We start from the raw sequence: 20,520 nt of genomic DNA, 5'->3' as shown, positions 1-20,520 counted from the left end.
ACGCATCATCACCTGGACAGCGCGTCGCGCGGGAGCGGGTCGAGGGCATCGGCGACGCGGTGGACCAGCATGGCGGTCTCGTAGCCGACCTGGCCCAGGTCGCAGCCCGGCGCGGCCAGGACGCCCAGCAGCGCCCGGTCACCGACGGACATGACGATCATGACGCCGCCGTCCATGTCGACGATGGTCTGACGCACGTTGCCGGCCTGCATGACGCGGGCGGCGCCGAAGACCAGGCTCGCCAGCCCGCTGATCACCGCGGCGAGGTGATCGGCCTGATCCACCGGCAGGTCGGCGGAGGCGGCCAGGCGCAGCCCGTCGCCGGAGACGGTAATGGCGTGCGCCACGTCGGGAACCTGCCGCGCGAAGCTCACCATCAGCCAGTCGAGCTGCCCGGCGCCGTGCGGTTGCTGAGACATCATGAAACCTCTTGTCCTGGGGCTGTGCTGTTGGAACGTCGTGCGGCGGCCGAGACGCCCTCGGAGAAGGCGGACAGTCGCGACCGGATCAGCTCCGGGTCGACCGGCACGCCGCGGGACTCGACACGTGCTTCGATGGTCTCCGGCACAAGCTGTGCGCCGGGACTACGGCGAGGAAGATGTTCTTGGTCCGACATCGAGCCACCTCCGGCACTGGGCGGGCCCCCGAGCCGTGGTGGCCACGTGCCGGGGGGTCCCCAGGTGGGTTGAGCGCTGTAATGCGGCGACGCGGGCCGGTCGGCCGGCCGCGGGGCGACGGCGGCCACCTGGGCCACACCGCGCGGCGGGGTTTGGCCGCCCGGCTGGACCGTCTGGGGCGCGGGAGGCGGGGTCCAGCCGCCGCTCGCGGGAGATTCGGAGCCACCGGCTGATCCACCGGAGGCGAACCCGGAACCGGCACTGTCGCCGGTGCTGCTCAGGTATGGGCGGAACCAGGGCGCCGTGCCGGTGGGCACGGCGGCGCGCCCCTGACCGGCGACGGGCTGGATGGCCGGCTCGGGCCGGCGCTGCTGCGACACCTGGGGCTGGGGCTGGGTGCGGCCGATCGGCGCGCCGACCGTCGAGGTGACCTGCACCGGCCGGGACGGCACCTGCACCGCCGGGATCGTCTCCACGGGCACACCCCGGCCCGCGGGCAGCGCGCTGATCTGCTCCAGCAGCCGGTGCGGCACCGTGACATACGCGACGGTGCCGCTGCCGGTGCCGTGCAACTGCACCCGGATGCCGTGCCTGGCGGCGAGGTGGGAGACCACGTGCAGGCCCATGGTGCCGGCCGCGGCGCTGCTCAGCACGCTCGGCACGGCCAGTCGCGAGTTGATCTCAGCGAGGCGGGCCGGGACGATGCCGATGCCGTGGTCGTGGACACGGATCAGCGCGCCCTCGACGGTCGGCCGCGCATCGACGACGACCGACTCGGTCGGCGGCGAGAAGGCCGTGGCGTTCTCCAGCAACTCGGCGAGCAGGTGCACGAGGTCGCCGACGACCGGGCCGGCGATGGCCAGGTCGGCGGACGCGAACTCGACCCGGGCGAAGTCCTCGATCTCCGACGCGGCGGCCGAGATGACGGCGCCGAGCCGCACGGCCGCGGTCTGCGGGCGGCCGGGCTCGCCGCCGGAGAGGACCAGCAGGTTCTCCCCGTTGCGGCGCAGGCGGGCGGCGAGGTGGTCGAGGGCGAAGAGCCGGGCCAGGATGTCCGGGTCGGTCTCGTCGCGCTCGAACTCGTCGAGCAGGCGCAGCTGGCGGGTGATGAGGGTGCGGATGCGGCGGGCCAGCACCTCGGCCATCCGGGCCACGTCGACGCGCAACTCGGCTTGCTCACCGGCCAGGCGTAGCGCGGTGCGGTGCACCGTGCCGAACGCCTCGGCCACCTGGCCGACCTCGTCGTTGAGGGCCGCGATGTCGCGGGTGACCGCGGCCGCGGTCTGGCCGCCCTCCATCACCGACGGCGCGGGCGCGGCCGCGCCGGCGGTGACCGAGTTGATCGCGTCGGGCAGGTCGCGGCGGGCCACCTGCAGGGCCGCGGCGCGCAGCAGGTTGAGCCGGCGGGCCGTGCGCACCGCGAGCACGATCGCGATCGCCAAGGCGCTCAGGCCCAGCAGGGCGGCGCCGAGGCCGGTGGCCCAGGCCTGCCGCACGGCGTTGACGGCGATCTGCTCGGCGCGGGCGTCGAGCTCGTCGGCCAGCTCGACGCTGACGACGTTGACCCGGCGGATCACACCGCTCTGCGCCACAAACCACGCATCGGGGTCGCTCTTCACGCCGGACGTGTCGCGCTCGGCGTTGCGGGCCGCGGCGCTCATGCTGTCGGCGGTGTTGACGTCGATGCCGCGCACATGCGTCGTGTACAGCGCGAGCTGATCCCGCGTGGCCACCCGCCGGAACTGCGCCTCACGCTGTGCCCGCGCGCCCTGGACCTGCGAGAGGCTGCCGAGGTCGCCCGGCTGCAGGTTGCCGCGGCCGAAGACGGTGCGCAGCAGGTCGCGCTCGACCGACGAGTAGTGCTCCATCGCGGCCGTGGCGGCAAGCGCACGGGCCGTGTTGGCCAGATCGATGTTCTCGATCTGGCCCGGAACGGAGTCGGCGACGGCGAGCAGGGCATCGGACAGGCCGCCGTAGACGATGTCGGTGACGATCACCATCGTGGCGGTGCCCTTGTCGACGGCCTGCCGGGTGAACGGCAGTTGCGCGAAGTTGTTGCGGGCGACCCGCACGGGCGTAGCAAGGGCGGGCACCGCGTCGACGGCCTTGGCGGCGGCGGTGAAGAACCGCGCCGCGGCGTCGTCGGTGCGGGCGCGCTGGGCGGTGACGAGCGGCGAGACGGGCTTGCCGCTGCGCTGGCCGGCCGCCGTGGTCTCGGCGAGCTCGCGCTCGAGCTCGTGCACGAAGAGGACGGCGCTGCCCGCGGTGAGTGTCAGGGCGCGAGCGTGGCCGGCGTCGCGGGCCGCGGAGACGGCGCCGGTCGTCTGGATGATGGCGAGGACGATGAGGCCGACCATCGCGATGACGATCGGCGCCAGCAGCTGGGTGCGCACCGAGCGCAGACGACTGGGGCGAGGGCCACCACTGCGGCGGTGCCCGGCCACCGACGTATCGGTGCCCGCAGCCCGGCGCGTCCGGCCGCCGGAGCCGGCGCCGTGACGCGGCACGGGGGCGCGGGAGGGGCCGCTGCCTGCCAACGCCTAGCCTCCTAACAGTAGCGACTCCACAGCGGAGAGTGTCTGCGAGAGCGCTCCACCGAAGAGATGTCATCGGATCCACTACGGAACACGATCAGGGACGCTACTGGAAGAGGTCAGATCCCTAAAGAGTCCTTAGCCGAACGGCCGAGTCGTTCTGACTATGCGTGACACTGCCGTCGCGCATAGAACCATTCGGCCGCCCCGACGAGCACTTTGACGACGCCGAGGCATCAACGGGGTCGACTTGAGCATTTTTGCGACTATTAAGTCCACCTTTGCTGAAATTCTGCCGAAATCCTTAGGCCCGGCTTTCCGATCAGCGGCGCCGGTCGTCACGGACCCGGACCGGCACCGGCTCGCGCTCGGGGAGGTCCCGCACAAACCTGCCGAACAGCGCGGCGGAGACGACCACACAGGCGGCCAGGACCGTGACGGCGGTCAGGGCGGCGCGCGAGGTCGCCACCCAGCCGGCGTCGGCGAGCAGGACGAGCAGCCACATGGCGGCCGTCGCCTTCATGACGCGGTTGCGGTATCGACTCATGCAGGGGTGGTTACCCCGGCCGCGCCGCCCTCACTCCCCTCCAGCGATAGGACTCACGCCGCCTGAACGAAGACCGCTACCGTGCGTGCGGGAACCATGAACGATCCGTGGGTACTGTCAAATGTGGACTGCCGGGCCGCTGGGTCCACCGAGGCGGCCTGGACGGGGTGCGGCGCCACGTGCGCCCCGCGGTAGGCCGCGACCGTCTGGGTCGTGGCCGTGGCGCCCGCGTTGAACACGACCACCACCGACTTCCAGCGCCCGTCCAGCCCGCGCGCGTCGAGCACCATGGTGATGACGCCCGGGGTGGCCTGCGCGCCGGAGAGCGGGAAGCTCAGCCGCTGCCGCACCTGCGCCGCGCTGCTCAGCGCGAACACCGGCGAACTGGCCCGGACGCGCAGCAGTTCCTGGAAGCGCGCCGAGGCCAGGTCGATCGCGGCGCAGCCCGGCACCAGCGCCGGGTCGGCCAGCAGCGGCTGGGCGTACTGCCACTTGTCCCGGTTGTCGGCGGCCGGCGGCAGCCCGGCGCCGAAGCCGTTGCCGTCGGCGCAGTCCCACCGGATCTGGTTGAACCAGTCGCCGGAGTTGAACGAGTTGCGGTCCAGGGACTTGGAGCGCAGCCGGTCCGAGCCTGCGGTGACAAACCCGGTGCCCTGCCCGAACACCGTCGTGGACAGCGCCAGGACCTGCAGCCGGGCGCGCTGCTCGGCGGTCGTGCCAGCGGGCAGCTTGTACGCCATCGCGTCGTACAGGATCTCGTTGTCGTGCGCGTCGACATACGTCACCGCCTCGCTCGGCGAGCGCGTGTAGCCGGCCGGCGAGCCGTTGTAGTCCACCTGAGCGCCGGTGACCCGGTGCCCGGTGGAGTCGGTGAACTCGTATGCGGCTAGGTTGCCGGTCAACCCCACCTGGATCAGGTCCTGGTAGTGCAGCAACCGGGCGCGCTGCTCAGCGGCGGTGCCGTTGACCGGGTCGCCGTTGGGGTCGGTGTACAGGCCGGTGGCGAAGCCCTGGACGCGCGGGTTGCCGTCGAACGGCGCGCCGCCGCGCACGGCGTCGCGGAGCCGGTCGTTGAACGTCGCGATGCCGGTGCCGGCCATGTTGGCCTGCGTGGCCTGCACGAACCGGGCGTTGTCGGCCACCTCGCCGAAGTTCCAGCCCTCGCCGTACAGCAGAATCTTCTTGCCGTCGACCCCGTCCTTGGCCACCGTGAGCTGATCCAGGGCGGCCCGCACGGCCAGGATGTTGGCCTTCGGGTGGTGCCCCATCAGGTCGAAGCGGAAGCCGTCGACCTTGTACTGCTTGGCCCACTGCACGATCGAGTCGACGACGAGCTTGCCCATCATCGCGTTCTCGGGCGCGGTGTTGGCGCAGCAGGTGGAGTTGGCCACGGTGCCGTCGTCCAGCAGGCGCTGGTAGTACCCGGGCACGACCTGGTCGAGCACCGAGTACTGGTCGGTGCCGGCCGCGGTGGTGTGGTTGTAGACGACGTCCATCACCACGCGCAGGCCGGCGTTGTTGAGCCCGGCGACCATCTGCCGGAACTGCGTGATCCGCGGGGTGCCCTGCGGATCGGTCGCGTACGAACCCTCCGGCGCGTTGTAGTGGAACGGGTCGTATCCCCAGTTGTACCCGTCACGGTCGGCCACCTGCGCGACGCACGCCTGCTGCTGCGACGAGTCCGGCGCCAGCGCGGCCAGGTCGCACGGCGGCTGCGCCTGGTCGGAGCGCACCTCGGGGATGGTGGAGACGTCGAAGACCGGCAGCAGGTGCACGTAGGAGGTGCCGGCCTGCGCCAGTTGCCGCAGGTGCTGCATGCCGGCCGAGCCGGACTGGGTGAAGGCCAGGTAGGTGCCGCGCTGCGCGGCCGGCACCGTGGTGTCGGCGATCGAGAAGTCGCGCACCGACAGCTCCTGGATCTGCGGTCGCGACGGGATCGGCGGCTTGCGCAGGTCGCTCCAGCCGGACGGGCGCAGCCCCGGGTCGGACAGGTCTGCGACCTGACTGTGCGTGCCGTTGGCCGACAGCGACACGCTGTAGGGGTCCGTGACGCTGGCCGTCGTGACGGCACGGACGGCGGGCTGGTAGGCGGTGACGCGGAACTTGTAGTAGCGGCCCTTCCAGGACTTGTCGCCGGTGACGCTCCAGACGCCCGTGCGGTCGTCGCGGGCCATCGCCACGACGTCCGGGTTCTTGGTGATGTCCTGGTAGAGCTCCAGGGAGAGCTGCTGCGCGGTGGGCGCCCAGACGCTGATCGTGGGGCGCTGACCGTCGAACGTGGGGCCGAGCTTCGCGCTCAGCGCCGCGCTGTAGAGGTCGTCGAGCGCGCCGGCCAGCTGAACCCCGGTCGCCTCGGTGACCTGCCCGGAGGCGTCCCGCTCAACCGCCACGACCTGCCCGCGCAGGGCCGCGGTGAGCGCCGCGCGGTCGCCGTCGAGGCGGAAGCTCTGGTACGCCCACAAGTGCGGGAACTTCGCCCGCTGCGCCTCGGTCAGGTTGCCCGGCACGGCGCTCATCGCGAGCTTCGTGCCGTTGCCCACGACCTGGCCGTCGACGACCTGCAGCCCGCCGGCCGGCGCGGACCACAGCTCGTAGCTGTGCCCGTCGGTCGGACCGGCGCGCCAGGCCACGGTGTCGCGGTCGATCCAGACCGCCTTCGCCTTGTTCACGTCGGTGTCCGGCGTGCCCTGGGCCGGGATCGGCCGCAGGTACTTCTCCTGGCCCGACAGGATCCACACCTCGTGGCCGACGGTGACCAGGTCGAGCGCCTGGTCCGTCGGCAGGTCCTTGGCGTCGCCCTTGTGCATGATGTAGTTGAGCAGCGGCGCGTTGCCGGCCAGCGGCACGGCGAACCGCACGCCGAACGCGTCCGTGCCCGACGGCATCAGCGGGCTGCCCCAGTCCGTGCCGGTCGCGGCACCGGTCCACACGTGCAGGCCCCAGCCGTCGTAGTCACCGCCGGGGCGGCGGTAGTGCAGCACGGCGGTGTGCTCGGCCGCGGCGCGCGTCGGGTGCACGGTCGCCTCCCCGGAGCGGATCCACGCCTCGCCCTGGGTGCGGGGCAGGACCGACTGGTCCGGGCCGGGGTCCTTGGCGTCGCCCTTGTGCGCGATGAAGTTCACCGGCTTCGCGGGGTCGCTCACCGGCACGTGCCAGTACGCGCCGAAGTCGTCGACGCCGTCCGGCGGGCGGGGGCTCGCCCAGTCGGTCGCGATACCGGGGGCAAGGCCGTCTCCCCAGAGGTGCAGACCCCAACCGGTGTAGTCGCCGTCCGGCCGTCCATAGTGGACAGAAACGCTGCCGGTGGCGGCTGCCTGGGAGGTGTAGATGGTCGCATCTCCTTGTTTGAGCCAGATCTCCGGATGCTTCGTCGGGTCGAGGGAGCGGTCCGCGCCGACGTCCTTCACGCCGTTGCCGTCCACCACCAGGAAGCCGACGTTCGCGGCCCCCGGCTTCAGCTTGACCCATGCGAAGCGTCCGTACGAGTCCTCTCCCGCGAACGGCGCACCGGCGGGCCAGTTCATCGGCTCCTGGATGTCACCCCAGGCGTACAGGCCCCAGTTGCTGTAATCGCCGGTCGGGCGCTGGTAGTGCACGATCGCGTAGTCCGCGGACGCGGCGCTCGGCGGCGTGCCGACCCTCGTTTCGATCTTGGCTTCGGCCGTGCGCCCGGATCCGTCCCGGACCACCGCCTTGTACTCGAGCTTCGTGCCGGCCGCGAGCCCGTCGAGATCGTGGTAGGCGGCGTACGGACCGGCGTGGTCGGTGCCGAGCAGCTTCCAGGCGCCGTTGCCGACCCGCGCCGCGAAGGTGACGGTGGACAGCGGGTCGCCGGTGACGTTCGCGCGCACCTCGGCGGTCGTGGCCGGGGCCGGGTCGACCCGCAGCGAGATCGCCGGGCGGGCCGCCGCCCGCTTGATCGCGCCGCGCGCCTTGAGCACCACGGTGCTCAGCGGCGGGATGCTCAGCTGCAGCGAGCCGTCGCCGGCGGTCGCGGCGATGGGCCCGGACGACGGGTAGATCTGGTCGAACGTCGTGGTCGCCATATACGTCGGGACCGTGATCGTCTTCGTGCCGGTGCCGTTGTTGCTCACCACGACGTATTCGACGCGCTGGTCGGGGTCGATGCGCGAGAACGCGAAGGCGTTCCGGTCGGCGTACCGCGTGATCTGGACGCCCTGGCGCAGCGCGGGGTTCTTCGCGCGCAGCTGCGCGAGGCTCGCGATGGTGCGGTAGATCGGATGACTCGTGTCGTAGTGCGAGACGGCGTGCGTGCTGTCGGTGCCGAGCAGATCGTCATCGAGGTAGTCGGCGCTGCGGCTGGCGAACATGTCCTGCCGCGCGTCCTTGTCCCCGCCGGGGCCGGTGAAGCCCTGCTCGTCGCCGGAGTACACGACCGGCTGGCCGCGGGTCAGGAACATCAGCTCGTGGCCGAGCTCGTCGCGGCGCAGGTGGGTGGCCGGGTCGGTGCCGCCGGTGGCCACGAAGGAGCCGATGCGGCCCATGTCGTGGTTGCCGAGGAACGTCGGCAGATATTGGGCGCTGGTGCCGGCGGAGGTGTACAGGTCATCCTGGGCATACAGGTCGGCGAGTTCCTGGCCCGAGCCGCCCCGCGCGACGAAGTCGGCGGCCGCCTGCTGGAACGGGAAGTCCAGGGTGGCCGGCAGGCGCCCCTTGCGCACGTAGGTGGAGTCGAAGGCCGGGTTCGCGTCGTACACCTCGCCGAACATGAAGAAGTCAGGCTTCTTCGCCTTGTCCGCGGCGGCCTGCACACCCTGCGTGAACTGCGGCCAGAACTGCATGTCGACGTGCCGGGCCGTGTCGATGCGGTATCCGTCGATGTCGCTGCCCTTGACCCAGTCCGAGTAGATCTTCGTCATGCCCTGGACGACCTCTGGCCGCTCGGTCCACAGGTCGTCGAGGCCGAAGAAGTCGCCGTACTCGGCGTTCTCACCGCTGAACGTGGAGTCGCCGCGGTTGTGGTACATCGTGGGGTCGTTCAGCCACGCCGGCTGCTTGACCGTCTTGTCCGCCTCGCTGGCGAACACCGGCGTGTAGGGGAAGGACTGCGCGTTGACCGGCGGGAATCCGTGGGTGCCGTCGGCGTAGTTGCGGTCGTCGAACTTGTTGCCGTTCGCGTCCTTGTACGGATAGTCGGCCTTGCTCCGGTACGAGTACTGGTTCTGCGCGTACCGGATGACGTCCGCGGTGTGGTTCGTGATGACGTCGAGGTAGATCTTGATCCCGCGCTGGTGCGCCAGCTTCGTCAGCCGCTTGAGGTCGTCCTTGGTGCCGAAGTGCGGATCGATCTGCGTGAAGTCGGTGATCCAGTATCCGTGGTAGCCGGCCGAGATGTCCTTGCCGCTGCCCTGCACCGGCCGGTTCTTGAACACCGGCGCCAGCCAGATCGCGGTCGTGCCGAGGCCCTGGATGTAGTCGAGCTTGTCGATGACGCCCTTGAGGTCGCCGCCGTGGTAGAACCCCTTGTCGGTGGGGTCGTATCCGGTGCTCAGCCGGTCGCCGGACAGCCCGCCGGTGTTGTTGGTGGGGTCGCCGTCGGCGAAACGGTCGGGGAGCACGAAGTAGAACTGCTCGGCGCGCTGCGGCCGCGGCCCGTCGAGAAGGCTGGCGACCGACGGCTCATTGACCCACTCGGGCACGCCCTCGGAGTAGCCGGCCGGCCGCTGCGGGACGTCCGGCGTCCGCGGGTTGTCGCCCGGCACCGCGGCGAACACGGCGAGGGCGGTCAGGATGCCGAGCGCGATCTTGGTCGACGTGACGGATCTGACGGAGGGCATGGCGGGGCCTTCCTCGAGAACAACGAGGTCTCTGGCGAGGCTGGCACCGTATCGACCGGCAAAGATCCTTACAAGGCTTGACTTCTACGTTTTCAGGGTCTCGGAGATCGCTTGGCTGATCCGCTTCAGCTGGTCGATCTGCTCGGGCGTCAGCGGGTCGAACAGGTGGGCGCGGACCGTCTCGACGTGCCCGGGGGCCGCCGCGACCAGCGCCGCGAGGCCCTCGCCGGTCAGGTCGGCGAACTGGCCGCGCTTGTCGTCGTCGCAGTCGCGCCGACGCACCCACCCGCGCGCCTCGAGCTTGGTCACGGCGTGCGAGAGGCGGCTGCGCGAGGAGCGGGTCTGCAGAGCAAGCTCGCTCATGCGCAGCGACCGCCCCTCCGACTCCGACAGGACGACGAGGATCTCGTAGTAGGCGTGGGGCATCCCCGCGTCGTGCTGCAATTCCCGGTCGAGCCGGTCGATCAGGAGCGTGGTCGCGCCGTAGAAGGCGCGCCAGGCGGCCTGCTCTTCCTCGTCGAGCCAGCGGGTCATCCCTGCATTTTTGCACGTTCGGAAATAAATCCGGCCGTTGTTGGTACCTTGCGCTGCAAGGTACCCTGTCAGACATGGATGTACCCGGCTCGCTGTCCACGGCCCTGCGCCGCGGCACATTGGAGTTCTGCGTGCTCGCCCTGATGGAACAGGACGAGCAGTATGGGGTGGAGCTTGTCCGCCGCCTGGGCGCCGAGCGCACCCTGACCACCAGCGAGGGGACGCTGTATCCGCTGCTGGCGCGCCTGCGCCGGGCCGGCTGGGTGGAGACGACGTGGCGCGAGTCCCCGAGCGGCCCGCCGCGGCGCTACTACGCGCTCACCCAGCACGGCCACCAGGCGCTGCGCCATTTCCGCGAGGAGTGGACGTCTTTCCGCGACACAGTTGACCGAATTGTCGGAACGAGGGCGGCATGAACACCTACGATGGCCTGGTCAACGACTATCTCCGCGCCGTCGAGCAGGCCTTGGCCGGAGTCCCCGCCAATCGGCGCGGCGAACTGCTCGCCGACCTGAGCGAGCACATCGCCGCCAAGCGGGCGGAGCTCGCCCCGGACCAGGAGACCGAGGTCGAGGTCCGCTCCATCCTGGAGCTCCTCGGCGACCCGGAGGAGGTGGCCGCGGAGGCGATGGTCGACGCGGAGCCGCCCCCGCCCCCGCCCCCGATCCTCATCGAGCCGAAGAAGCGCTCAGCCGCCCTGATCTGGGTGGCGGTGACGATCGCCGCGGTGGCCACGATGTGCTTGCTGGGCGTGCTAATCCTGGCGTTCTTCAGCGTGTCGGGCAGCAACACGTCGGGCGAGGACACTCCGGCCCGGCCTAAGGCGACGGTCCCGGCGATGTCGGACTCCGTCGCACCGACCCTTTCCACTCCGCCGACCCCCACGCATTCCTGACCCGCGACCGGGCTCTCGCACCGCGCATGGCGTCGGCCCCGGCACCCGACCGCTTTGCGCCGGTCGATCCGGACCGCAGCGCCCGCCGGCCCGCACGGGGCCCTTGAACGCGATGCCCTGCACGCGGGTCTTGCGCGGGCGCCTATAAGCGCAGGGCGTTTTAGGCGGCGGCCTCACGCAGGTGCAGCGCCCTTACCTGCGGCGCCCTTGCCTGCGGGGGTCTGTGGATCGCCGAACAGCGGGCCAAGACGGGCGATGCGCGGCGCCCTTGCTTGCGGGAGTCTGTGAGCACGCGGGGCTTGCGGGCCTGGCCTGCTCGCCGTGGCCTATGAGCGCCGGTCTCGGGGGGGGACGGTGAGCGCGGCCCGCCCCCCGCAGGTCCGCGCTCACCGTCCAGACCGCCGCGCCGCTGCGATCGCGACTCAGCGACGCGGCTGGGTTTGCCGCCCACGCTCCCGCACCTTCCGCCTGGCGCCGCCCACGCTCCCCGCGACGGCCCGACCCGGCGCCCGTCGTCGGCCCCCACCGACCCGGGCCTGACCGAGCCGATCAGGCGTGGCTGGATAAGCGGCCGCGGGGCCCGGCGAGACCCCGCGACCGCAGCTCCGCACTGACGCCGCCGAGCGGAACGCGCCTGTGCACGTTCCGCTCGGCGACCAGCGTCCGCATCGCCCCGTTCCCCCGTCCTCGACGCGGACGCTGCCACCGGCCAATCGGCTGCATGCCAGGCACGCGACCGCCCCCCGGTCCCCAACGCCCTGTGGCTGGTGGGTCCGGATCAGCGTATCTAGACGTCTAGGTCAGCGCAATTGTTGATTTGCGGAAATGTGGTCTAGCCTTGCCGCGTGCGGGGCCGTCTCTTCCCAGTGGCCGATGACTGGTATGAATGGCACCAGGACGAGCCGCCGCTGGCCGGGACCGTGCTGGTGCGGGTCGGCGTCGGGGCGGGCGGCCGACTGGTGCTGACCGGCCTGCGCATCGAGGGCACCCCGAGCGCCGACCTGCTGCGGGCCATCCCCGTCGGGCGCATCGAGGCCGCCGCCAACGCGCAGCTGGCCGCCGTGGAGGCTGGTCGCGACACGACTCCTGCCGTCAGCACCCGGGCGAGGCCCGTCGCGCCGCCGGTCGCCGAGGACGTGGGGTGGGAGATGGTCGAGCCCTCGCTGGCCGTCACGCGCGCCGCACCGCCCGAGACCTCTCGGCCGCGTGGGCGGCCCGACGTGTTCTATCGACAGGTCGCCGACGTGTATCTCACATTCGCGCAGGCCTCGCCGCGGCCCGCCTGCGACCTGGCCGATCAGCACGGGGTGCCGGTGAGCACAGCGCACCGGTGGGTGAAGGAGGCCCGGCGGCGCGGGTTCCTGCCGCCCGGGCGGCCCGGCAAGAGCGGCTGAGGCCTGGGGCCCCGGAGTGCGGGCCACTTGTATGGTGAACGCGTGTCGATAGACGACGCCTTACGGGCGAAGGTGCATCGGCTGGTCACGGAGTACCTCGGCGGCCAGGAGGTGCCCGCTGACCTGGTGGCCGAGCCGGCGGCGATCCGCAGCGGCACCGCGGTGGTCTACTTGCGCCTGATCGCGAGCGAGCCACCGCTGGTGCGCGTCTTCTCGCCGCTGCTGCGCCGGCTGGGCCGCTCGCCGGAGCTGCTGGCCGAGCTCAACGACCTCAACGGGCGACTCAACTTCATCCGGCTGTTCTGGCGCGACGACTGCGTGTTCGCCGCGGTGGAGATGCTGGCCTCGACGCTGGACCCGATCGAGCTGAGCAATGCCTGCGACTGGGTGGCCGACACCGCCGACTACTACGACGAGCGGCTGCGCGACCAGTTCGGCGGGCAACTGGCGTTCGACCCCGCCGAGACGCAGAGGTAGAACAGGGTCAGGCGGCGGCCGTTACCTGAGGCTGCGGTGTTGGGGTCGGGGTCTCGCGCCGCGCCTTGAACAGCATGAGCGACAACCCGGCCGCCGCGATGCACAGCCCGCCCGCGATGTACCAGGCCAGGTCGTAGTTGCCGAGCCGGTCCCGCAGGATGCCGGTCGAGGCCGCCGCGATCGCGCCGCCGAACTGGTGCGCCGCGAACACCCAGCCGAAGACGACGGAGCCGTTGGCGCCGAAGTACTCGCGGCACAGCGCCACGGTCGGCGGGACCGTCGCCACCCAGTCCAGGCCGTAGAACAGGATGAAGACGAGCATGCTCGGGCGGACGGTGGCGGCGAACAGGGCCGGCAGGATGAGCAGCGAGAGGCCGCGGAGCGCGTAATACCAGCCCAGCAGCACGCGGCTGTCCATCCGGTCGGTCAGCCAGCCCGAGGCGACGGTCCCGGCCATGTCGAAGAGGCCGACGAGGGCGAGCAGCGAAGCGGCGGTGGGCTCGGCCATGCCGTGGTCGTGCGCGGCCGGAATGAAGTGGGTCCCGATGAGGCCGCTGGTGGTCGCGCCGCAGATCGCGAATCCGCCCGCGAGCAGCCAGAACGCCGGGATGCTGGCGGCGGCGCGCAGGGCGCCGAGCGCACGGCGAGCCGCGCCGGTGGTGGCCGCGGGAGGCGGGGTGACGTCACCGTCCGCGCCGTAGGCGGTGACGCCGAGCTCGGACGGGTGGTCGCGCAGGCGCCAGAGCACCAGCGGTACCACCGCGAGGGCCGCACCCGCGACGGTCAGCGCGGCCGAGCGCCAGCCGTGGTTTTCGGCGAGGAGCGCGAGGAGAGGCAGGAAGACGAGCTGCCCGGCCGCGCCACCGGCGGTGAGCACGCCGGTGACCAGGCCGCGACGCTTGACGAACCAGCGGCCGGTGACCGTGGCCACGAACGCGAGCGCCATCGAGCCGGTGCCGAGGCCGACGAGCACACCCCAGAGCGCGATGAGCTCCCAGCTGTGCCGCATGAACACGGTCAGTCCGCTGCCGGCGGAGACGAGCAGCAGCGCGTAGGCCACGACCCGCCGGATGCCGAAGCGCTCCATCAGGGCGGCCGCGAAGGGCGCGGTCAGGCCGAAGAGCAGCAGGTTGATCGACACGGCCAGCGAGATGATCCCCAGCGACCAGCCGAACTCGTCGTGCAGCGGGTGGATCAGCACGCCCGGCGTCGCGCGGAAGCCCGCGGCGCCGACCAGGGCGACGAACGCTACGGCGGAGACCAGCCAGGCCGGGTGGAGTCGTTTCACATAAAACATTGCAGCGAATTCGGTACCCCGCGACGAGTGGCCCGACAGCCATAGTGCGCAAGAATCGAGCCATGACCGAGAAGCACCTCGTGGCCGTCGTGGCGCTCGACGGGGTCGTCCCGTTCGACCTCGGCACCCCGACACAGATCTTCGGCACCGCTCGCGACGAGCACGGCCACCGGAAGTACCACGTCCAGGTCTGCAGCCCCGGAGGCCGGCCCGTGGCCACGGCGTCCGGCTACCGGGTGGCGCCCGACCACGGGCTCGAGCTCACCGAGCGCGCCGGCACCGTGATCGTGGCCGGCGTCCACTCCGGCGGCCCGGTGGAGGACGGCACCGTCGACCCGCTGGTGGCCGAGGCGCTGCGCAACGCGCACGCGCGCGGCGCCCGGGTGATGTCGATCTGCACCGGCGCGTTCGTGCTCGCCGCCGCCGGCCTGCTCGACGAGCGCCCGGCGACCACGCACTGGTGGTGGGCGGAGCGGTTCCGGGAGCTCTTCCCGCAGGTCAAGCTCGACCACGACGTGCTGTTCGTCGATGACGGCGACGTGCTCACCAGCGCCGGCGTCGGGGCGGGCATCGACCTGTGCCTGCACGTCGTGCGCACGGACTTCGGCAGCGAGGTCGCCAACCGGGCGGCGCGGCGCAGCGTGGTCCCGCCATACCGGGAGGGCGGCCAGGCGCAGTACATCGAGCGCCCCCTCCCCCGCCCGGCCGACGCGACCCTGTCCGCGACGCGCGCCTGGGCCATGCAACGGCTGGACGCACCGCTGACGCTGCAGGAGATGGCCGGGCACGCGAGCATGAGCGTGCGCACGTTCACCCGGCGCTTCCGCGAGGAGACCGGGGTGAGCCCGGCGCGCTGGCTGCTCCGGCAGCGGGTCGACCACGCCCGAGCCCTGCTCGAGAGCACCGACCTGCCGGTCGAGGTCGTCGCCCGCCGTTCGGGCCTGGGCACGGCCGCGGGTTTGCGCCAGCACCTGCAGAACACGATCGGGGTCGCTCCGAGTGCGTACCGCCGCACGTTCCGGGTTGTGCCGGAGGGCACCGGCGGGTACGGGTGAACGCAAAGGCGCCCCCGCCGCAACGAGCCGGCGGGGGCGCCCCTATCCCTAGCAGGAGATCAGCAGGAGATCACCACGGCTGCGGAGCCGGGGGAGCCACGACCGGCGGGCGGTCGTCGCAGGTGATGGTGTTCGGCAGCTCCCACGGCGCCAGCCACGGGCCCGTGGTGCCGCCGCCGTCGTTGCCGCCCAGGTCGACCAGGGAGAACTCCGAGCCGGCCGGGGTGAAGTGGAACGAGCCGCAGTTGTTCACGCCCACCGCGCCCACGTTGCGGGCGTCGACGTTCTCGAAGGTCGCGGAACCCGCGGCCCGGGCGCTGATGACCGACGTGCCGGTGCCGTCGACCTTGATGTCCTTGAAGTGGACGTTGGTGATCGAGTACTGGTCCTTCACGGGCCAGTCGGCGACCAGCATGATCGCGTTGTAGGTGTTGTCGAGGAAGTTGTCGCCCACGACCTGGATGTTCGCGTCGAGGCTGCGCTCGAGCGCGAAGAGCCAGAGCGCGCCCAGGCCGATGTTCCAGTTGAGCTCGTAGGTCCCGGACCGGACCGTGGTGTTGTTCGTGATGTTGATCGTGCCGGCGAAGGGCTGCGAGCCGAAGCGGGTGCCCAGGTGCAGGGCACTACCCTCGCGGATCGGGTCGGCGACCAGGTTGCCGGAGACCGTGATGTCCTTGCCGCCGTAGATCGCGATGCCGTTGGCCAGCGTCGGGGTCTGGATGGTGTTGCGGTCGAACTTGTTGTTCGCGTTGGACGTGCCCTCCGACCACATCGCCAGCGCGTCGTCGCCCGTGTTGCGGAAGAAGCTGTTCGACACGGACGAGTTGGTGACGCCGGTGTGGAAGTTCAGGCCATCGGCGATCTGGTCGACGACCGTGGTGTTGGTGATCTTCGTGTTGTTCATCGGGCCGTCGAACCACAGGCCCACCTTCGTGTGCTGGATGTACAGCCCGTCGATGGTGGAGTCCGACATCGCCCCGCCGATGCCGTTGACCTGGTCGGTGTCGATGCGCTCGCGCACGTCACCGATGATCGAGAACCCGGAGAGGTGGACGTTGCGGCTGCCGCCGTCCTGGGCGTACTTGCCGTAGAAGCCGACCCCGGTGTGGATCGAGTTGTCGGGCAGGGGCTGGCTCAGCGCGACCTCGCGGCCCTTGATGATCGTGTACCACGAGCCGGCGCCCTCGATCGTCACGTCGTCGACGATGATGTGCCGGTTGACCTGGTACGTGCCCGGCGGCACGTAGACCTTGAGGCGCGCCCACTTGGCGAAGGCGATCGCCATGTCGAACGCGGCGGCCGAGTCGCGCTTGCCGGTCGGGTCGGCGCCGAAGAACAGCACGTTGGACGCCAGCAGGTTGACCTTCGGGGCGGCCACGAGCTCGGAGTCGAGCAGGTCGATCACGGTCCAGGCGGCCTTGCTGCCGGCCGGGACCTGGAGCCGGACCTTGTCGCCCGCCTTGTACGTCTTGCCGAGCAGCAGCCGCTGCTCGTCGTAGAAGTGGAACGGGCGGAACGGCTTGGTGATCTGCGGCGCCGGCGTCGTGAAGGCCGGCACGCAGGCGCACTCCGTGATCCACCAGTCGGGGTGCAGCAGGCCCGCGTTGGGGTCGTTGGTGAACGGGTACTGGTTGTACAGCCAGGAATACTGCGACGTCAGCGTCATCGTCTGCTTGGACTTGCCGTTGACCGTCACGTCGAGCGGCGCGGTGATGCCCCCGCCGTTGGGCGCGTCCGGGATGCTGTACCGCACGTTGATCGCGTTCGCCGCGCTCGGCAGCGTGAACTCGACGTACTGCCCGGACGTGAGCTTGACCGCCGACCGGCCGGACGCCTCCGCGGCCAGCGTGTATGCCGCGCGGTCCGGGCCGATGACCACCCCGTTGTGCTTGGCGTTCTCCGCCTCCTGCTCGACGAAGCCGACGCTCGCGCCCCGGCCCGCGACGAGCGCGGGGTTCAGGGCCGCCCGCGTGACGACCGGCCCGGCCGACCCTGCCGGCGCGGCGAGGGCGGCGGTGCCACCGGCGACGATGACCCCGAGGCCTACGGCGGCCGCGGTCACCGCCGCGGACCACCGCGGCGGTGCTCCTATGGTGCTCCGTGACATCGATTGACTCGTTTCTCTCGGAAAGCGGTCTCTCTGGCGAAGAACGCACCGGTCGCATCGAGGTGGACGGACGTCGAGCGGGGTGATGGGGTGTGCACCTCGGACGCTCGAGGCGGGTGGGCGGACGCCGTGAGTGAGGTGACAGTAGGGCCGCCGTACCCCATTACACAAGGGCTCGCGAAATATTTGCGTAACGTTGCGACCTTCTTGCACAGCAAGGCGCTCGGGATTGCAGCGCGATGTCCCAAATGGACGGTGCGGGCGTTATGCGGCGGCGGCCGCGGCGACCACGGCCGCGCAGATGCGCCCGAGGTCGTCGTCGCCGGTGACGTACGGCGGCATCGTGTACACGAGATCGCGGAACGGCCGCAGCCAGACCCCGTGCTCGACCGCGGCCTTCGTGGCCGCGGCCATGTCGACCTCGTGGTCGACCTGCACCACTCCGATCGCGCCGAGCACGCGCACGTCGCGGACCCCGGCGACCTCGCGGGCGGGCGCGAGGCCGTCGATCAGGCCGGCCTCGATGCGCTTCACCGCGCCGGCCCAGTCGCCCGAGAGCAGCAGCTCGATCGAGGCGTTGGCCACCGCCGAGGCGAGCGGGTTGCCCATGAACGTCGGCCCGTGGGCCAGCACCGGCGTCTCGCCGCGGCTGATGCCCCGCGCCACCCGGGGGACGCACAGGGTCGCGCCCATCGAGAGATACCCACCGGTCATCGCCTTGCCGATGCACATCACATCGGGCGTGACACCCCCGTGGCCGGCCGCGAACAGCTCGCCGGTGCGGCCGAAGCCGGTCGCGATCTCGTCGAAGACGAGCAGGACGTCGTGCTCGTCGGCGAGCTCGCGCAGCGCGGTGAGGTATCGAGGGCTGTGGAAACGCATGCCGCCCGCGCCCTGCACGACCGGCTCGACGATGATCCCGGCGATCTCGTCGCGCTGCCGGCGCAGGGTCTCGTCCAGCCCGGCGACGTAGGCGGGGTCGTACTCCACCGGCGGCATCGGCACGAAGACCTGCTCGGGCAGCACGCCTCGCCACAGGCTGTGCATCCCGCCGTCGGGGTCGGTCACCGACATCGGGTGGAACGTGTCGCCGTGGTAGCCGCCGCGCCAGGTCAGCATCCGGCCCTTCCCAGGACGGCCGAGCGACCGGTGATACTGCAGGCACATCTTGACCGCGACCTCGACCGCCACGGACCCGGAGTCACAGAAGAACACGTGCCGCAGCGGGTCGGGCGTGATGTCCACGAGGGTCTTGGCCAGCCGGACGGCCGGCTCGTGCGTCAGCCCGCCGAACATGACATGACTCATCCGGCCCAGCTGGTCGCGCACGGCGGCATCGAGGACCGGGTGCGCGTACCCGTGAATCGCCGCCCACCACGAGGACATACCGTCGATGAGCTCCTCGCCGCCGGCGAGGGTCAGCCGCACGCCCGACGCCGACGAGACCACCAGCGGGCGCTGGGTCGCCGGCATCGGCGCATACGGGTGCCAGACGTGCTCCCGGTCCAGCGCGATCAGCTCGTCAGAGTCCATGCCGAAAACGATATTGCAGCCGCGGCGCCGACCCGGAACGGCTAGCCCCTTCAGGCCGTGACGCGACGAAGAGCGTACCCAGAATCGTTCCCACGAAAGGACAACAGCACTCCTCCGCGTACCGGACGAGCACGTCCATCGGTCGATGTCCGGGCGGGCGCAAGCCCGGTACCTTGCGATTTGTGTCCGGTGCCGCACGCGGTGCCGTACCGGTAAGTCTGGGTGCCTTGGATCGAGGAGTCCGGCGTGAGCATGCGCAATGTCAGAAACGGCACTCGGAATTCCCAGCGGCGGCCGAAGCGCCGCCGCCGTAATCTTCTGCTGTGGCTCTCCGGGGCCGACCTCGATACGCTGGCCCGCGCGCCGCGGGAGCGGCGCAAGTTCATCGGCGTCGGTGGCATCGTGCTCACCACCGCCGTGCTGGCGACCGTCTCCTCCAGCTTCGCGCTGACCATGGGCGCTCGGGCTCCGCTCTACGCGGCGATCCTGTTCGGCCTGCTGTGGGGCCTGGCGATCATGAACCTGGACCGCTGGCTGGTGACCGCCACCCAGCGGCGGCCGAAGTGGTGGCAGAACCTGCTGACGGCCCTGCCGCGAGTGGCCATGGCGCTCGTCATCGGCGCGGTGATCTCCACCCCGCTGGTGCTGTGGCTGTTCCAGCCCGAGATCGACGCCCAGCTCAACACCATCCACCAGCGCAAGCTCGACCAACACCAGCAGAGCCTGCTCAACGACGCGCGGTTCAAGGAGATTCCGGTACTGCAGGAGCGCATCACCAAGAACCAGGCGATCGCCGACGGCAAGACCAGCGCCGTCGAGGAGGACGCGACGATCAAGGACCTGCAGAAGCAGTACAACGAGCTGAACACGAAGTACGAGGCGGCGCAGAAGGAGGCGACCTGCGAGTTCGACGGTTCGTGCGGCTCGCACACGTACGGCGGCGGCCCCGCGTACCAGCAGAAGAAGGCCGTCGCCGAGGACCTCAAGCAGCAGCGTGACTCCGCCGGCGCCAAGCTCGACGCGGCCCGCAAGGGCGCCTCTGACCAGCAGGCGCAGAGCGTCAGCAACGCGCGCACCACGGCCAAGGACTCGGTGACCCGCGACCAGGAGGAGCTCGGCCGGCTGCAGCAGCAGAAGAAGGCGGACGAGGACCAGTTCAACCGGGACACGGCCAACGACACAGGGCTGCTCGCCCGGATGGAGGCGCTCAGCGAGCTGACCGGCAAGAACAGCACCCTGCAGCTCTCCTACCTCATGCTGCTGCTGTTCATCACCACCGTCGAGGTGCTCCCGGTCGTGGTGAAGTTCCTGATCAACCTCGCTCCGGCCACCGCCTACGACACCATCCTGGAGAAGTCCAACGAGGCCGATGTCTACGCCGCCGAGCAGGATCTGACCCGCCGGCAGAACCTGGCCAAGTTCGAGCAGGACGCCCGCCAGGCCCGCGAGCAGGAGCTGCTGGCGCAGCGCATCCAGCGGGCGAACAGCTTCGACGACGAGCGCGACGCCTACGATGACGAGCGCTCGGGCCGCCGCTGGGGGCGCCGCGCCCAGAAGCAGCCCGGCGGCTACATCCCCTGGCCGGACGACGAGCCGCCAACCGGCCCGATCGGCGGCAACGGCAGGGGCGACACCGAGCGGCCGGCCGAGGGCGAGGAGCGCCTCACCGAACGCTGGACCTTCGACCGCTGACCCTAACGGGTGAGGCCCCGACCGCTAGCGCGGTGTCCAC

14 protein-coding genes are annotated in these 20,520 nt (G+C 71.0%); 6 read left to right on the top strand and 8 right to left on the bottom strand.

Annotated features, from left to right (window positions below; genetic code table 11):
• Window positions 1-8 precede the first annotated feature (8 nt).
• The 5 genes from AB0367_RS00460 to AB0367_RS00440 all read right to left on the bottom strand — a co-directional run bounded on the left by AB0367_RS00460 (window position 9) and on the right by AB0367_RS00440 (window position 10,030).
• Entirely contained in the window at window positions 9-419 is a 411-nt protein-coding gene (locus AB0367_RS00460; RefSeq protein WP_350555009.1) for a roadblock/LC7 domain-containing protein, read from the bottom strand.
• Window positions 419-3,010 carry a nitrate- and nitrite sensing domain-containing protein gene (locus AB0367_RS00455; protein ID WP_366224009.1) on the bottom strand — a complete coding sequence of 864 codons (2,592 nt, stop codon included), beginning with the start codon at window positions 3,008-3,010 and terminating at the stop codon, window positions 419-421. Before AB0367_RS00455 ends, AB0367_RS00460 begins: the two co-directional genes overlap by 1 nt.
• Window positions 3,011-3,473: 463 nt before the next feature.
• Window positions 3,474-3,698, bottom strand: a complete 225-nt coding sequence (locus AB0367_RS00450; protein ID WP_366224008.1) for a hypothetical protein — start codon at window positions 3,696-3,698, stop codon at window positions 3,474-3,476.
• A 53-nt stretch (window positions 3,699-3,751) separates the two neighbouring features.
• Window positions 3,752-9,496: a pullulanase-type alpha-1,6-glucosidase gene (pulA, locus tag AB0367_RS00445; RefSeq protein ID WP_366224007.1), complete on the bottom strand. Its 5,745-nt coding sequence runs from the start codon at window positions 9,494-9,496 to the stop codon at window positions 3,752-3,754.
• An 84-nt stretch (window positions 9,497-9,580) separates the two neighbouring features.
• A complete protein-coding gene (locus AB0367_RS00440; RefSeq protein WP_366224006.1) occupies window positions 9,581-10,030 on the bottom strand; it encodes a MarR family transcriptional regulator in 450 nt (149 codons plus the stop codon).
• A 74-nt stretch (window positions 10,031-10,104) separates the two neighbouring features.
• On the opposite strand from AB0367_RS00440, the gene AB0367_RS00435 reads away from it, so the two are divergent.
• From AB0367_RS00435 to AB0367_RS00420, 4 genes are all read left to right on the top strand, one after another.
• Complete coding sequence (locus AB0367_RS00435; protein WP_366224005.1) at window positions 10,105-10,446, top strand: PadR family transcriptional regulator; 342 nt, start codon at window positions 10,105-10,107, stop codon at window positions 10,444-10,446.
• The gene (locus AB0367_RS00430; RefSeq protein WP_366224004.1) at window positions 10,443-10,925 is read left to right on the top strand and encodes a hypothetical protein; all 483 of its coding nucleotides are present in this window, start codon (window positions 10,443-10,445) and stop codon (window positions 10,923-10,925) included. The genes AB0367_RS00435 and AB0367_RS00430 overlap by 4 nt, the downstream gene beginning before the upstream one ends.
• An 845-nt stretch (window positions 10,926-11,770) precedes the next feature.
• On the top strand, window positions 11,771-12,319 hold the full coding sequence (locus AB0367_RS00425; RefSeq protein ID WP_366224003.1) for a hypothetical protein: 549 nt from the start codon (window positions 11,771-11,773) through the stop codon (window positions 12,317-12,319).
• 42 nt (window positions 12,320-12,361) lie between these two features.
• Window positions 12,362-12,796 (top strand): YbjN domain-containing protein, encoded by a 435-nt coding sequence (locus AB0367_RS00420; protein WP_366224002.1) that lies wholly within the window; start codon window positions 12,362-12,364, stop codon window positions 12,794-12,796.
• Between the two features lie 7 nt (window positions 12,797-12,803).
• On the opposite strand, the gene AB0367_RS00415 is transcribed toward AB0367_RS00420, so the two are convergent.
• Complete coding sequence (locus AB0367_RS00415) at window positions 12,804-14,093, bottom strand: MFS transporter (protein ID WP_366224001.1); 1,290 nt, start codon at window positions 14,091-14,093, stop codon at window positions 12,804-12,806.
• Window positions 14,094-14,155: 62 nt separating this feature from the next.
• On the opposite strand from AB0367_RS00415, the gene AB0367_RS00410 reads away from it, so the two are divergent.
• Entirely contained in the window at window positions 14,156-15,148 is a 993-nt protein-coding gene (locus tag AB0367_RS00410) for a helix-turn-helix domain-containing protein (RefSeq protein WP_366224000.1), read from the top strand.
• 70 nt (window positions 15,149-15,218) lie between these two features.
• On the opposite strand, the gene AB0367_RS00405 is transcribed toward AB0367_RS00410, so the two are convergent.
• Both AB0367_RS00405 and AB0367_RS00400 read right to left on the bottom strand, forming a co-directional pair.
• Entirely contained in the window at window positions 15,219-17,255 is a 2,037-nt protein-coding gene (locus AB0367_RS00405) for a glycosyl hydrolase family 28-related protein (RefSeq protein ID WP_366223999.1), read from the bottom strand.
• A 264-nt stretch (window positions 17,256-17,519) separates the two neighbouring features.
• The gene (locus AB0367_RS00400) at window positions 17,520-18,788 is read right to left on the bottom strand and encodes an adenosylmethionine--8-amino-7-oxononanoate transaminase (RefSeq protein ID WP_366223998.1); all 1,269 of its coding nucleotides are present in this window, start codon (window positions 18,786-18,788) and stop codon (window positions 17,520-17,522) included.
• 252 nt (window positions 18,789-19,040) lie between these two features.
• On the opposite strand from AB0367_RS00400, the gene AB0367_RS00395 reads away from it, so the two are divergent.
• Entirely contained in the window at window positions 19,041-20,480 is a 1,440-nt protein-coding gene (locus AB0367_RS00395) for a DUF4407 domain-containing protein (RefSeq protein WP_366224631.1), read from the top strand.
• Window positions 20,481-20,520: the final 40 nt, after the last annotated feature.

The organism is Dactylosporangium sp. NPDC051484, from assembly GCF_040689395.1.
Classification (GTDB): Bacteria; Actinomycetota; Actinomycetes; order Mycobacteriales; family Micromonosporaceae; genus Dactylosporangium.
This window is presented reverse-complemented; position numbering and strand designations above follow the sequence as displayed.

Bases quoted from the DNA above. Each gene is read 5' to 3' on its own strand.
- AB0367_RS00460 (WP_350555009.1), bottom strand. From the start codon at position 419: ATGTCTCAGCAACCGCACGGCGCCGGGCAGCTCGACTGGCTGATGGTG.
- AB0367_RS00450 (WP_366224008.1), bottom strand. From the start codon at position 3,698: ATGAGTCGATACCGCAACCGCGTCATGAAGGCGACGGCCGCCATGTGG.
- pulA (WP_366224007.1), bottom strand. From the start codon at position 9,496: ATGCCCTCCGTCAGATCCGTCACGTCGACCAAGATCGCGCTCGGCATC.
- AB0367_RS00440 (WP_366224006.1), bottom strand. From the start codon at position 10,030: ATGACCCGCTGGCTCGACGAGGAAGAGCAGGCCGCCTGGCGCGCCTTC.
- AB0367_RS00435 (WP_366224005.1), top strand. From the start codon at position 10,105: ATGGATGTACCCGGCTCGCTGTCCACGGCCCTGCGCCGCGGCACATTG.
- AB0367_RS00430 (WP_366224004.1), top strand. From the start codon at position 10,443: ATGAACACCTACGATGGCCTGGTCAACGACTATCTCCGCGCCGTCGAG.
- AB0367_RS00415 (WP_366224001.1), bottom strand. From the start codon at position 14,093: ATGTTTTATGTGAAACGACTCCACCCGGCCTGGCTGGTCTCCGCCGTA.
- AB0367_RS00410 (WP_366224000.1), top strand. From the start codon at position 14,156: ATGACCGAGAAGCACCTCGTGGCCGTCGTGGCGCTCGACGGGGTCGTC.
- AB0367_RS00405 (WP_366223999.1), bottom strand. From the start codon at position 17,255: ATGTCACGGAGCACCATAGGAGCACCGCCGCGGTGGTCCGCGGCGGTG.
- AB0367_RS00400 (WP_366223998.1), bottom strand. From the start codon at position 18,788: ATGGACTCTGACGAGCTGATCGCGCTGGACCGGGAGCACGTCTGGCAC.
- AB0367_RS00395 (WP_366224631.1), top strand. From the start codon at position 19,041: ATGCGCAATGTCAGAAACGGCACTCGGAATTCCCAGCGGCGGCCGAAG.